Source organism: Streptomyces sp. NPDC002838 (genome assembly GCF_040295365.1).
Lineage (GTDB): Bacteria > Actinomycetota > Actinomycetes > Streptomycetales > Streptomycetaceae > Streptomyces.
Genome location: NZ_JBEOVF010000008.1, coordinates 41,409 through 54,809, shown reverse-complemented (window position 1 = coordinate 54,809; position 13,401 = coordinate 41,409). Strand labels below are relative to the sequence as shown.

The window sequence follows — 13,401 nt, the reverse complement described above, 5'->3', positions numbered from 1 at the left end:
CGGCGTGAAGTATTGGGGGACCAAAACGGATCGATCGGTCAGATCGATGCCCGCCGGCCCGACACGGCGGGGGAAGCGTCGTCGCCGACCCCGCGGGTGCGCCGCGGGCCTCATTGCCCACAGCGCTTACGGCTCATGCCCGGTGGTTAAGCATTCGAAACCAGCGAGTAACGGCTACTTATGCGGCCCAACGCATAACTCGCAGCCGACCTATCCTACGGCGGTTCCGAACAAGCTGCCCAGGGCGTATGTCACACCGGCCGCCGCACCACCGAGAGCGAGCTGCCGAAGCCCGCTGAACCACCAGGTGCGCGCCGTCACCTTGGCCACCACCGCACCGCACGCGAAGAGCCCGAGCAGCGCGAGCAGCACGGCGGGCCACAGGGCGGTGGCACCGAGCAGATAGGGCACTACAGGGAGCAGGGCGCCCAGCGCGAAGGATCCGAACGAGGACACGGCGGCGACCAGCGGCGACGGCAGGTCACCGGGATCGATTCCCAGCTCCTCGCGCGCGTGGATCTCCAGCGCCTGCTCGGGGTCACGGGACAACTGCCTGGCCACTTCCCGGGCCAGCCCGGGCTCCACGCCCCGCCCTTCGTACAACGCCGCGAGCTCGGCCTCCTCATCCTTGGGGTGCTTTCTCAGCTCCCTCCGCTCCACGTCCAGCTCGGCCTCGACGAGCTCGCGCTGCGAGGCGACGGACGTGTACTCGCCGGCGGCCATGGAGAAGGCGCCGGCGGCCAGCCCCGCGAACCCGGTCAGCACGATGGTGTGATGGCTGACCGAACCCCCCGCGACACCGGTCATCAGGGCGAGGTTGGAGACAAGACCGTCCATCGCACCGAACACGGCGGGGCGCAGCCAGCCGCCGTTCACATCCCGGTGCGTGTGGTTGTCGCGGTGCGCATCGTGCAGCGCCGCCTCGGTCTCGACGATGGCCATGAGGTCCCCCCAGGGAGCTTGGGAAAGGTTGTCTTTAGACACGTTCTATTCTTGGATAACACCAAATCTACGCCCCGGCATTCCGTCCCGCCAGCAAGGAAAGCCTGGGCTAACCTGCGACTTTGCCTTAGAACGCTCATTCGTGCCGAGGTGTGCACAGATGTCGACCGGGTGACTCTGAGGCTCCCGATGCTCAGGTCAACCGCCGGCGGTGGGACACATCCGCAAAGGGCTCCGCGCCCTGTGTGAAACCCCGGAGGAGAGGCCGCGTATGGCATCGATCGCCTGCATTCCCTCGGTCCCGGCGCCCGGGAACGCCGCCGAACTCCGTGAGCGGGCGCGCGGCGCACTGCTGGGTCTGGCCGTCGGCGACGCCCTCGGCGCCCCGGCCGAGAACCTGAAGCCCTCCGAGATCCGCGCCCGCTGGGGCCGTATCACCGGCTACGTCGCCGACGACCCGTCCGGCACCGACGACACCGAGTACGCGATCTTCTCGGGCCTCCTGCTGGCCCGGCACGGCTCGGGCCTCACCCCGGCGCACGTGGAGGCGGCCTGGCACGAGTGGATCGCGGATCGCGACGAGGGCCCGTTCCGGGGCGCGGGCTTCAGCGAACGCGGCACGCTGGAGAACCTGCGCCGGGGCCTGGCGGCCCCCATCTCGGCCCAGCACCGCCACGCGTGGAGCGACGGCCTGGCGATGCGCGCGGCCCCCTTCGGCGTCTTCGCGGCGGGCCGCCCCGCCGAGGCCGCCCGCCTGGTGGCCATCGACGGCTCGGTGAGCCACGACGGCGAGGGCATCTACGGCGGCCAGGCGGTGGCGGCCGGGGTCGCGGCGGCGATGGCGGGCGCACCGACGATCGCGGTGGTGGCCTCGGCCCTGGCGGTGGTCCCCGACGACTCCTGGACGGCCCGCTCGCTGCGCCGGGCGGTGGCGGTGGCCCACCGAGGCGAGCGCGCCGTCCGCTCCGCCGTCGTCATCGGCGGCTACCCCTGGACCGACCTGGCCCCCGAGGCGGTCGCCCTCGCCTTCGGCGCCTATGCGGCAGCCGACGGCGACTTCGTCCAGGCTGTACTGACTGCCGTCAACATGGGCCGCGACGCCGACACCACGGCGGCGGTGGCGGGCGCCCTGGCGGGCGCGACCCAGGGGGCGTCCGCGATCCCGGCCGACTGGGCCGCGGCGATCGGCCCGGCGCGGGGCAGCTGTCTGCCGTCGATGGCGGGACACCACGTGCTGGACGTGGCGGAGTTGTTGACGCCGGGTGAGGGCGGCAGGTGGGGTGCGGGGGGATTCGCGCCGAGCGAGGTTTCGGTACGAGGTGAGGCGCCCGCAGGGCGGGATACGTGGCCGCCGCCGGACCCGAGTGCCTTCGCCCCGGCACGGGACGACGAGGCGGAGGTGCCGTCGTGACGCCGCCCACCCCGTGGGACGAGGGAACGCCTGTCACGGCGGAACCGACGGAACCCGCGGCCGCCGACGGCGAGGACAGCTCACAGGGGCCACCGGCACCCGACGACGAAAGCAGTACGGGTGGTGCGGGTGGGAACAACAAGGCCGAAGGTGAGGCCGAGGCCGCCTGCACCGGCACCCACCCCCGCCGAATCGAAGGCCTCCTGCTGGGCCTGGCCGCGGGCGACGCCGCCGGCTGGCCCGCCGCCCGCCACCGAGCCGCCCGTATGCCCGACTGGACCCGCCGCCTCACCCGCGAACTCGACACCTTCGCCGAACAGAACGCCACCACCACCCTCCCCGTCCCCATCGCCCTGAACCAACCCCCCGAGCCCCTCCGCCTGGGCCCCTCCGACGATGCCGAGTGGGCGACATTCGCAGCGGAGGCAGTCCTGCGGGCCGGCGACGACACCGCCCTCGGCGACCTCAGCCGGGAACGCCGTACCCGCGCCGCGATCGACCTGACCTGGAACGCCGTAGCCGGCGAAGTGGCCGCAGCGGCCGAGAGGGCCCCCGAGGTCGAGTCCGCCGTCCTCCCCCTCCGCGCCCGCATCTCCGTCCGCGCCGGCCTCGGCAACCTCGCCACCGGCCTACGACCGCCCGCCACCGGCCACGACAACCCGCACTACTTCGACGACGCCGCCTGCGTCCGGGCCTGCGTACTGGCCGTGGCCCACCCCGGCGACCCCCGACTCGCCGCCGACCTGGCCGAGTTCGACGCCCGCTACACCCAGGACGGCGACGGAGTGCACGGCGCCCGCGCCATGGCGGCGGCACTCGCGCTCGCCCTCGTCGGCGCCACGGCGCAGGTCTGCGTGACGGCCGCCCTCGCCGAGCTCCCCGAGGAGACGGAGATCGGCCGCAACACCCGCCACGCGCTGAAACTCGCCCAGGACGCCGACAGCGCCTTCGCCCTGATTCCCCTGCTCGAGCACCAGATCGTCGACCACGTCTACAGCTACGGCATCGCCGCCGCCGAAACGGTCCCGGTCGCCCTGGCCCTGGCCGTCGCGGCACACGGCCGGATCGCGGAAGCGGTCCCGGCGGCGGCCTGCCTGTCCCGAGTCGCCGACTCCGCACCGGCCCTGGCGGGGGCTCTCACCGGCGCACTGGGCGGCGGCGAGTCGATCCCCGCCTCCTGGCGCGACACCTGCCGCACCCTCTCCGGCTGCGTACTGCCCCGGCTCACCGACACGGACCTGGTGGAACTCGCCGAACTCCTGGAAGCCACGCAACCGGCCCCACCAGAGGGATGATTCGGGGCATGACGCCCAAAGGAGCAGAAAGTAAACAGGCAGGTCTGGACGAACGGATCACCGCCGCGCTCGTCGGAGCCGCCGTCGGCGACGCGCTCGGCGGCCCCGTCGAGGGCTACTCCCCCGAGCAGATCGCCGAACGTCACGGCGGCCGCGTCCACGGCATCGTCGGCCCCTGGAACGGCGACGCCTGGCGCACCGCCCGCCCCATCGCGCCGTACCACAAGGGCGACGGCCACGTCACCGACGACACCTTGATGACACACGCGCTGGTACGGGTGTACGCGACCGTCCGCGACCACCTGGACGCCTACGCGATCGCGGACCACCTGGTCCCGGACCTGATGACGAACCCGCGCTGGATCCCGGAACTGGAAGCGGAGGCACTCCCCCTCCACCGCGTCTTCCTGGCGGAGAAGTGGCTGGTGGCGAGGATCCACTACGGCCATGTCGACCCACGTGAGGCAGGCGTCGGCAACATCGTCAACTGTGGTGCCGCGATGTACATGGCCCCGGTCGGCCTGGTCAACGCGGCCAATCCACAGGCCGCCTACGCCGAGGCCCTCGACATCGCCGGCGCCCACCAGTCTTCGTACGGCCGCGAGGCGGCGGGCGTCTTCGCGGCGGCCGTGGCGGCGGCGAGCACGCCGGAGGCAACCCCGGACTCGATCGTGTCCACCTGCCTCTCCCTGGCGAAGGACGGCACCCGGGCCGCGATCGAGCAGGCCTGCGAAACGGCGTCCCACCACACGGACTTCGAGTCGGCACTGACCCCGCTCCGGGAGGCGGTGACCCCGTACGACACGGTGGGCCCCGACTACCGCTCCCCCTCCCTGGGCGCCCGTCGCCCCTCCCGCCTGCACGCGATCGAGGAACTCCCGATCGCCCTGGGCATGTTGCTGGTCTCCGGCGGCGACTACCGCCACGCCGTCCTCGGCGCGGTGAACTACGGCCGCGACTGCGACTCCATCGCCACGATGGCCGGCGCACTGGCAGGCGCCCTGGGCTCACCGCCCCCGGAGGACTGGGCGAAACAGGTGTCGGAGGCAAGCCGCCTGGACCTCTGGGAACCCGCGACGACCCTCACGGCCGTGACCCGGGAGATCTTCGAACGAGACGTAAACCGACGCCGCGGACACGAGGCCGCGTTCACCGAGCTCGGAGGCCCGAGATGCTCCGACTGACCTGGGTCCAACCAGAGGACCTACTGGGCCACGAACTCCGCCAGGCAGCCCAGGACGGCCGAGAGCCTTCGGCGATCGCGGCGAGGTGGAGAGCGGCGGGCGGACCGGAGGCTCCCCTGAGGGCGGGAGCATCTCCGGAGCCGGCGTCGAGGTACCTACGGCAACTCGCAGAAGACCTGTTGGACGAACTGGCAGAACTGCCCAGCAAGTTGGAGGACTCCGAGCCAACGGACCTGGAGAAGATCAAGTCCCTCTGCCCCAACTGGCCGAACGTGCCCATCCGGCGTAGCTGCGGGCAGTCGTACCGCTGGGGCGGCACGGGTGGGCGCAGCGGCACCCCGCAAGCGCGGGCGAGCGACCCCGCCCCGACGGCCACCCCCACCCAGGCCGGCTTGGAGGCCGCCTGGCTCGGAAGGGCAGTCGGCTGCCTACTAGGCAAACCGGTAGAAAAGCTCCCCCTGGACGGCATCCGCCAACTGGCCAAGTCCACCGGCAACTGGCCCCTGAACACCTACTTCACAGGCCAAGGCATCCCGATAGACCTAGCAACGAAATACCCCTGGAACCGCCGCTCGGCAAAAACCTCCCTCGCCGAAAACATCGACGGCATGCCCGAGGACGACGACCTCAACTACCCCCTCCTCAACCTCCTCCTACTCCAACGCCACGGCAGAACCTTCACCACCACGGACGTAGCCACCCTCTGGCTCGACGAACTCCCCGCCGGCCGCACCTTCACCGCGGAACGCATCGCCTACCGCAACCTCCTCACCGGCCTGGAACCCCCACGCACGGCCCGCCACCGCAACCCCTTCCGCGAATGGATCGGCGCCCTGATCCGAGCCGACATCCACGGCTGGACAAACCCCGGCAACCCCGCCGCCGCCGCGGAACAGGCCCACAAGGACGCCACCCTCACCCACACCGCCAACGGCGTCTACGCGGCGATGTTCATCGCGGCCACCATCGCCACCGCCGCCACCGGCACCGGCACCACCGACGTCCACACCGCACTCCGCACCGGCCTCACGGTCGTCCCCCCGACCTGCCGCCTCGCCCAAGCCATCCACCATGCCCTCCAACTGGCCCAAACCCACGAGGACTTCGACACGGTCGTGGACGAACTCCACGCCACCCACGCCCGCACCCACCACTGGGTCCACGCCATCCCCAACACCGCCCTGATCGCCGCCGCCCTCACCCACGCGAACGGCGACTTCACCGGCTCCATCTGCCGTGCCGTGTCGGGAGGTTGGGACACCGACTCCAACGGCGCCACGGCCGGCAGCATCGCCGCCCTCCTCGCCGGCACCCCCTCCGCCCTCCCCGACCGCTGGACGGCCCCCCTCAAGAACCGCCTGTCCACCTCCATCGCGGACTTCAACGGCACCGGCTTCGACACCCTCGCCCACCTCACCCACGCCCTCACCCCCTGGGAGTCCTCCCGCCCATGACCCACATCGCCGTACTCGGCAGCACGAACATGGACCTGGTCGCCTACGTCGAGAAGGCGCCACAGCGCGGAGAGACCGTGACGGGCCGCGAGTTCCGTACGATCCCCGGCGGCAAGGGCGCCAACCAGGCGATCGCCGCCGCCCGCGCGGGCGCCACCGTCTCGATGATCGGCGCTGTCGGCAACGACACCTTCGGCGCCCGCCTCCGCTCGACCCTCGAGCACGCCGGGGTAACCACCGACCACCTCCGCACCACCGAGGGCCCCTCCGGCACCGCGCACATCGTCGTCGACGACGAGGGCGGCAACGCGATCGTCGTGATCCCCGGCGCCAACGGCACCATCGACCACCTCGCCCCCGGGGACGAGGGCCTCATCGCCTCCGCCGACGCGCTGCTCCTCCAGCTGGAGATCCCCCTGGCCGCGGTCCTCGCCGGCGCGCGGACGGCCCGTGCCCACGGCGTCCGTACGGTCCTCACGCCCGCCCCCGCCCAGCCCCTGCCTCCCGAACTCATCGCCGCCACCGACCTGTTGGTGCCCAACGAACACGAGGCGGCGACACTGACCGGCTTCACCGACCCGCACACCGCGGCCACCGCCCTCCTCGACCAGGTCCCGGAGGTCGTCGTCACCCTCGGCGCGGCGGGCAGCCTGTACGCGGCCCGTGGCGCCGAGCCAATCACCGTGGCCGCGCCGCAGGTCACCGCCGTGGACTCGACCGGCGCGGGCGACACCTTCGTCGGCGCCCTGGCCGTCGCCCTCGGCGAGGGCCGCCCGGTGCGCGAGGCCCTGGCATGGGCGGCCACGGCCGCCGCACTGTCCGTACAGCGGGAGGGCGCGTCGGCGTCGATGCCGTACCGCTCCGAGATCGAAGCGGAGTTCACCGCATGACCGCAGACCACCGCACGAGCCCAGCTCATCGCACGACCGCCGCTCCCCTCACCGGCCTCCGCGTCCTCGACCTCGCCACCCTCTTCGCCGGTCCCCTCGCCGCGACCATGCTCGGTGATTTCGGCGCGGAGGTCATCAAGATCGAACACCCCACCAAGCCCGACCCCTCCCGGGGCCACGGTCCGTCGAAACACGGCGTGGGCCTGTGGTGGAAGCTCCTGGGCCGCAACAAGCGCACGATCACCCTCGACCTGTCCAAGCCCGGCGGTCGCACCACCCTCCTGCGTCTGGCGCGGTCCGCGGACGTCGTCATCGAGAACTTCCGCCCCGGCACCCTGGAGAAATGGGACCTCGGCTGGGAGGAACTGTCGGCCGCCAACCCACGCCTGGTCCTCACCCGCGTCACCGGCTTCGGCCAGTTCGGCCCCTACGCCCACCGCCCCGGCTTCGGCACCCTCGCCGAGGCGATGAGCGGCTTCGCCGCGATCACCGGTGAACCGGACGCGCCCCCGACGCTCCCGCCCTTCGGTCTCGCCGACTCGATCGCCGGCCTCGCGACGGCCTACGCGGTGATGACGGCGCTCGCCGCCCGCGAGCGCACCGGCGAGGGCCAGGTCGTCGACATGGCGATCATCGAGCCGATCCTGACCGTGCTGGGCCCGCAGCCGACCTGGTACGACCAACTCGGCCACGTCCAGCCGCGCACCGGCAACCGCTCCCAGAACAACGCCCCGCGCAACACCTACCGCACGGCGGACGGCACCTGGGTCGCCGTCTCCACCTCCGCCCAGTCGATCGCCGAGCGCGTGATGCGCCTGGTCGGCCGCCCGGAGCTGATCGACGAGCCGTGGTTCGCCACGGGCGCCGACCGGGCCGCCCACGCCGACGTCCTCGACGAGGCGGTCGGCGCCTGGATCGCCGAGCGCACCCGCGCCGAGGTCCTCGCGGCCTTCGAGAAGGCGGAGGCGGCGGTGGCCCCGATCCAGGACGTACGGGACGTGATGGCGGACCCGCAGTATCAGGCGCTGAACACGGTCACCACGGTCGACGACCCGGAACTGGGCCCCCTGCGCATGCAGAACGTGCTCTTCCGCCTCTCCGCCACCCCCGGCGCGATCCACTGGGCGGGCCGCCCGCACGGCGCGGACACGGACGAGGTCCTCACCGAACTGGGCCTGGCACAGGCCGACCTGGACCTCCTGCGCGAGGAGGGCGCCGTATGACAGCGCCCCCGCTCACCTGGCTGTACGCCCCCGGCGACCGCCCGCAGGTCGTCGCCAAGGCCCTCGCCGCCGGCGCCGACGTCGTCGTGATCGACCTGGAGGACGCGGTCGCCCCCGACCGCAAGGAGTACGCCCGCACGGCCACCGCCGAACTCCTCACCGAACCCCAGCCCGTCCCCGTCCACGTCCGCGTGAACGCCCTGGACGGCCCGTTGGCGGCGGCGGACCTGGAGGCGGTGGCCGCGCGGCCGGGCCTGTGCGGCCTGCGCCTGCCCAAGGTGGCCTCCCCCGAACAGATCATCCACGTCGCCGATCACCTGGCCCTCGCCGACAAAGGCGCTCCCCCGCTCTACGCCCTCCTGGAAACGGCCCTGGCCGTCGAACACGCCCACGCGATCGCCTCCGCCCACCCCGTCCTGCGCGGCGTTTCCCTCGGGGAGGCGGATCTACGCGCCGACCTGGGCGTACGGGACGACGCGGGCCTCGACTGGTCCCGCTCCCGGGTGATCGTGGCCGCGAGGGCGGCGGGCCTGGCCCCACCGCCCCAGTCCGTCCATCCCGACATCCGCGACCTGGAGGGCCTGACCGCCACCTGCGCCCACGGCCGCACCCTCGGCTTCCTCGGCCGCGCCGCCATCCACCCCCGCCAGCTCCCGGTCATCGAACGGGCCTACCTGCCCACGGAGAAGGAGCTGGAAGAAGCGGAAAAAATCATCAAGGCGGCCACGACGAACCAGGGCGCCCAGGCCCTCCCGAACGGCACGTTCATCGACGCGGCGGTGGTGGCAACGGCCCAACGAACTCTGTCACTGGCGCGCCGGAACTAGCCTTCTCCGCCGCAACGGCGAGCACCCCCGCGGCGCGATCCGGCGGTGCCGAACTCACCGAAACCCGTCGCCCGCACGCGACGAGGGCGCCCGGAAATCTCCGAGCGCCCTCATCGTCGTACGACCGAACCTCAGGTCTTCTTCGCGGACTCGGCCCCGTCTTTCTCGTCCTTTTCCTCAGCCTCGGCGTCGGAGACGTCGGCCTCGGCGTCGGAGGCACTGGGCTCAGCTCCGGGTTCCACCACGGCCTCCCGCCCGGGCCGCTTCTTCGAGGACACCACGAGGTACGTCACCGCGAGCAGGAACACGATCATCGCGGTCCAGACGTTCAGCCGCAGGCCCAGGATGTGGTGGGCTTCGTCGACGCGCATGTACTCGATCCAGGCGCGGCCCGCGCAGTACGCCGCGACGTACAGCGCGAACGCCCGCCCGTGTCCCAGCTTGAAGCGGCGGTCCGCCCAGATGACCAGGACGGCGACGCCGATGCACCACAGCGACTCGTACAGGAACGTCGGGTGGTACGTGCCCGGCACCCGCCCGTCCGTCGACGAGGTGATCTCCAGGGCCCAGGGCAAGTCGGTCGGCTTCCCGTACAGCTCCTGGTTGAACCAGTTGCCCCAGCGGCCGATCGCCTGCGCGAGGGCGATGCCCGGCGCGAGGGCGTCGGCCCACGCGGGCAGCGGGATGCCCCGGCGCCGGCAGCCGATCCACGCGCCCACCGCACCGAGCGCGATCGCGCCCCAGATGCCGAGGCCGCCCTCCCAGATCTTGAAGGCGTCCACCCAGTCACGGCCCTCGCTGAAGTACAGCTCGTAGTCCGTGATCACGTGGTAGAGCCGGCCGCCGACCAGGCCGAACGGCACGGCCCAGACCGCGATGTCGGCCACCGTGCCGGCCCGCCCGCCTCGGGCGATCCAGCGCTTGTTGCCGAGCCAGACGGCAACGAAGACGCCGATGATGATGCAGAACGCATAGCCGCGCAGCGGAATGGGGCCGAGGTGGATCACCCCGCGCGACGGGCTGGGAATGTAGGCAAGTTCCATGGCAAGGTCGACGCTACCCTGCCGGGCCGGGCCCACGGCAGGCGGCCCGGCTACGGGTCCATAACGGGCCGGTGTGAAGGCGCCTTACCCCTTGGCCGCCTTCTGCACCATCTCCTTCAGCTTGGCCGGGGTCATCGTCCGGTCCTGGTAGATGTTCTTGCCGCCCAGCAGCACGGTCGGCGTCCCCGAGAAGCCGCCCTTGTTGAAGGCCTCGTGGGACTTGGCGACCCAGCTGTTGTGCGTGCCGTCCTCGACGCACTTGCGGAAGGCGGGGGTGTCCAGGCCGTCGACCTTGCCGGCCAGCTCGATGAGCTTGTCGTTCTTGGCGTAGGCGTCGTCGGCCTCCTGGGGCTGCTTGTCGAAGAGCACGTCGTGGTACGCGGGGAACTTGCCGGCGTCCTGGGCGCAGGCCGCGGCGTTGGCCGCGTTGCGGGAGCCGGTGCCGCCCATGTTGCCGTCGATGAGCGTGACCAGGCGGTACTCCACCTTCAGCTGTCCGGCCTCCGTCAGCTCGTGGATGGTCGGGCGGTACACCGTCTCGAAGGCCTTGCAGGCCGGGCAGCGGAAGTCCTCCCACACCGTGAGCGTGGTCTTGGCGCTGTCCTTGCCGACCGGGATGGCCAGTGCGTCCTTGCCCTGCGCCCCCGAGGGCGCCACGACCGGGCCCGAGGATTCGCTGCCGTCGTCCTTGCCGGCGTTCGCCGCGACGACTCCGATCACCGACGCGAGACCGAGGACGCAGACCACGCTCGCGCCCACGATCAGCACTCGGCGTCGCTTCTCTGCGGCCTTCTGCTTCTCACGCTCGACCGCCAGCCGCTCGCGGGCGGTGCGCTTTCCCTCACGGTTCTTGTCGCTCACACCCCGCAGAACGAACCGGGGAGGCGCACCGCGCCTCCCCGGCCCCAGGTCCACTCGTACGAGGGACCTGTATGAAATACCGCGCTGGTCACGCCTGTCGGCGCACGCCCTTCGCGAGCTCACCCGCGAGCGTGCGGACGGCCTCGACACCGGCCGCGTCGTCCGGTGCGTCCAGCATCCGCTTGACGAAGGCCGAGCCGACGATCACGCCGTCCGCGAAGCCGGCGACCTCGGCGGCCTGCTCGGCGTTGGAGACGCCGAGGCCGACGCAGACCGGCAGGTCGGTGCCGGTGTCCCGGGTGCGCTGCACCAGGTCCTGGGCCTGCGCGCCGACCGACTCGCGGGTGCCGGTGACGCCCATCAGCGAGGCGGCGTAGACGAAGCCGCTGCCCGCCGCGGTGATCTGCGCGAGCCGCTGGTCCTTGCTGCTGGGGGCCACGACGAAGACGGTCGCGAGGCCGTGCTTCTCCGCGTGCTCCCTCCACAGCGCCGACTCCTGCACCGGCAGGTCGGGCAGGATGCACCCCGCCCCGCCCGCCTCGGCCAGCTCGGCGGTGAAGCGCTCGACGCCGTAGCGGTCGATCGGGTTCCAGTACGTCATCACGAGCACCGGCTTGCCGGTCGCCTCGTGGGCCTCCCGGACCGTTCGCATGACGTCCGCGATCCTGACGCCGCCTCGCAGGGCGATGTCGTCGGCCGTCTGGATGACGGGACCGTCGAGGACCGGGTCGCTGTGCGGCAGCCCGACCTCGACGACATCGGCGCCGCCGTCGAAGGCGGCCTTGATCGCCTCGATGCCGCCGTCCACGGTCGGGAACCCGGCCGGGAGGTAGGCGATGAGGGCGGAGCGGCCCTCGGCCTTGGCGGCGGCGAGGGTGTCGGTCAGCAGCTGGATGGTCCCGCTCACTTGGCGTCTCCCTCGATCTCGGCGGTGCCGCTGTCGGCGTCGGCCGCGACCTCGGCGTCGGTGTCGTACAGACCGAAGTAGCGGGCGGCGGTGTCCATGTCCTTGTCGCCGCGGCCGGACAGGTTGACCACGATCAGCCCGTCCTTGCCCAGTTCCCGGCCGACCTCCAGGGCGCCGGCCAGCGCGTGGGCGCTCTCGATGGCCGGGATGATGCCCTCGGTCTGCGACAGCAGGCGCAGCGCCTGCATGGCCGCGTCGTCGGTGACCGCGCGGTACTCGCCGCGGCCGGTGTCCTTGAGGTAGGAGTGCTCGGGGCCGATGCCCGGGTAGTCCAGACCGGCCGAGATCGAGTACGGCTCGGTGATCTGGCCCTCCTCGTCCTGGAGGACGTACGAGCGCGATCCGTGCAGGATGCCGGGCTCGCCCGCGGACAGGGTCGCGGCGTGCTCGCCGGTCTCGATGCCGTGGCCCGCGGGCTCACAGCCGATGAGCCTTACGCCCTCGTCGGGGATGAAGGCGTGGAAGAGACCGATGGCGTTGGAGCCGCCGCCGACGCAGGCGACGGCCGCGTCGGGCAGCCGCCCGGCGCGCTCCAGCAGTTGGCGGCGGGCCTCGACGCCGATGACGCGGTGGAAGTCACGGACCATGGCGGGGAAGGGGTGCGGCCCGGCCACGGTCCCGAACAGGTAGTGGGTGTGGTCGACGTTGGCGACCCAGTCGCGGAAAGCCTCGTTGATCGCGTCCTTCAGCGTACGGCTGCCGGACTTCACGGCGATGACCTCGGCGCCGAGCATCCGCATACGGGCCACGTTCAGGGCCTGGCGCCTGGTGTCGATCTCGCCCATGTAGATGGTGCACTCGAGACCGAACAGCGCGCAGGCGGTGGCGGTGGCGACACCGTGCTGACCGGCGCCGGTCTCGGCGATGACGCGCGTCTTGCCCATGCGCCTGGTGAGCAGGGCCTGACCGAGCACGTTGTTGATCTTGTGGGAGCCGGTGTGGTTGAGGTCCTCGCGCTTGAGGAACACCCGGGCGCCACCGGCGTGTTCGGCGAACCGCGGCACCTCGGTGAGGGCGCTGGGCCGGCCGGTGTAGTTGACGAGCAGGTCGTCGAGCTCGCGGGCGAACTCGGGGTCTGCCTTCGCCTTGTCGTACTCGACGGCGACCTCGTCCACGGCGGCGACGAGGGCCTCCGGGATGAACTTGCCGCCGAACGCGCCGAAGTAGCCTTCGGCGCTGGGGACTTGACCCTCCGGGTCGGGGATGAAGAACTCGCTGGGCATGCGGAAACCTCACGGTGAGTGTGTGGACAGACACTAATCGCCGTGGGGGCGGGGATCGTCAGTCGGCTGCGGGCCGATTGT

12 protein-coding genes are annotated in these 13,401 nt (G+C 71.8%); 7 read left to right on the top strand and 5 right to left on the bottom strand.

Annotated features, from left to right (window positions below):
* Positions 1-210: 210 nt before the first annotated feature.
* The gene (locus ABT063_RS13175; protein WP_351057357.1) at positions 211-942 is read right to left on the bottom strand and encodes a VIT1/CCC1 transporter family protein; all 732 of its coding nucleotides are present in this window, start codon (positions 940-942) and stop codon (positions 211-213) included.
* A 271-nt stretch (positions 943-1,213) separates the two neighbouring features.
* Here ABT063_RS13175 and ABT063_RS13170 point away from each other — a divergent pair, with 271 nt between their 5' ends.
* Genes ABT063_RS13170 through ABT063_RS13140 form a run of 7 tightly spaced genes read left to right on the top strand, consistent with a single transcriptional unit; the run spans position 1,214 to position 9,226 of the window.
* Positions 1,214-2,353: an ADP-ribosylglycohydrolase family protein gene (locus tag ABT063_RS13170; RefSeq protein WP_351057356.1), complete on the top strand. Its 1,140-nt coding sequence runs from the start codon at positions 1,214-1,216 to the stop codon at positions 2,351-2,353.
* Positions 2,350-3,648: an ADP-ribosylglycohydrolase family protein gene (locus ABT063_RS13165; RefSeq protein WP_351057355.1), complete on the top strand. Its 1,299-nt coding sequence runs from the start codon at positions 2,350-2,352 to the stop codon at positions 3,646-3,648. Before ABT063_RS13170 ends, ABT063_RS13165 begins: the two co-directional genes overlap by 4 nt.
* 8 nt (positions 3,649-3,656) lie before the next feature.
* On the top strand, positions 3,657-4,832 hold the full coding sequence (locus ABT063_RS13160) for an ADP-ribosylglycohydrolase family protein (protein ID WP_351057354.1): 1,176 nt from the start codon (positions 3,657-3,659) through the stop codon (positions 4,830-4,832).
* Positions 4,820-6,286: an ADP-ribosylglycohydrolase family protein gene (locus ABT063_RS13155; RefSeq protein WP_351057353.1), complete on the top strand. Its 1,467-nt coding sequence runs from the start codon at positions 4,820-4,822 to the stop codon at positions 6,284-6,286. The genes ABT063_RS13160 and ABT063_RS13155 overlap by 13 nt, the downstream gene beginning before the upstream one ends.
* A complete protein-coding gene (gene rbsK, locus ABT063_RS13150) occupies positions 6,283-7,176 on the top strand; it encodes a ribokinase (RefSeq protein ID WP_351057352.1) in 894 nt (297 codons plus the stop codon). The genes ABT063_RS13155 and rbsK overlap by 4 nt, the downstream gene beginning before the upstream one ends.
* On the top strand, positions 7,173-8,399 hold the full coding sequence (locus ABT063_RS13145) for a CaiB/BaiF CoA transferase family protein (RefSeq protein WP_351057351.1): 1,227 nt from the start codon (positions 7,173-7,175) through the stop codon (positions 8,397-8,399). Before rbsK ends, ABT063_RS13145 begins: the two co-directional genes overlap by 4 nt.
* On the top strand, positions 8,396-9,226 hold the full coding sequence (locus tag ABT063_RS13140; RefSeq protein WP_351057350.1) for an HpcH/HpaI aldolase/citrate lyase family protein: 831 nt from the start codon (positions 8,396-8,398) through the stop codon (positions 9,224-9,226). Before ABT063_RS13145 ends, ABT063_RS13140 begins: the two co-directional genes overlap by 4 nt.
* Before the next feature lie 131 nt (positions 9,227-9,357).
* On the opposite strand, the gene lgt is transcribed toward ABT063_RS13140, so the two are convergent.
* The 4 genes from lgt to trpB all read right to left on the bottom strand — a co-directional run bounded on the left by lgt (position 9,358) and on the right by trpB (position 13,320).
* Entirely contained in the window at positions 9,358-10,269 is a 912-nt protein-coding gene (lgt, locus tag ABT063_RS13135) for a prolipoprotein diacylglyceryl transferase (RefSeq protein ID WP_351057349.1), read from the bottom strand.
* An 84-nt stretch (positions 10,270-10,353) separates the two neighbouring features.
* Positions 10,354-11,130, bottom strand: a complete 777-nt coding sequence (locus ABT063_RS13130) for a DsbA family protein (protein ID WP_351057348.1) — start codon at positions 11,128-11,130, stop codon at positions 10,354-10,356.
* 88 nt (positions 11,131-11,218) lie between these two features.
* On the bottom strand, positions 11,219-12,037 hold the full coding sequence (gene trpA, locus ABT063_RS13125; RefSeq protein ID WP_351057347.1) for a tryptophan synthase subunit alpha: 819 nt from the start codon (positions 12,035-12,037) through the stop codon (positions 11,219-11,221).
* The gene (gene trpB, locus ABT063_RS13120) at positions 12,034-13,320 is read right to left on the bottom strand and encodes a tryptophan synthase subunit beta (RefSeq protein WP_351057346.1); all 1,287 of its coding nucleotides are present in this window, start codon (positions 13,318-13,320) and stop codon (positions 12,034-12,036) included. Before trpB ends, trpA begins: the two co-directional genes overlap by 4 nt.
* Positions 13,321-13,401 lie beyond the last annotated feature (81 nt).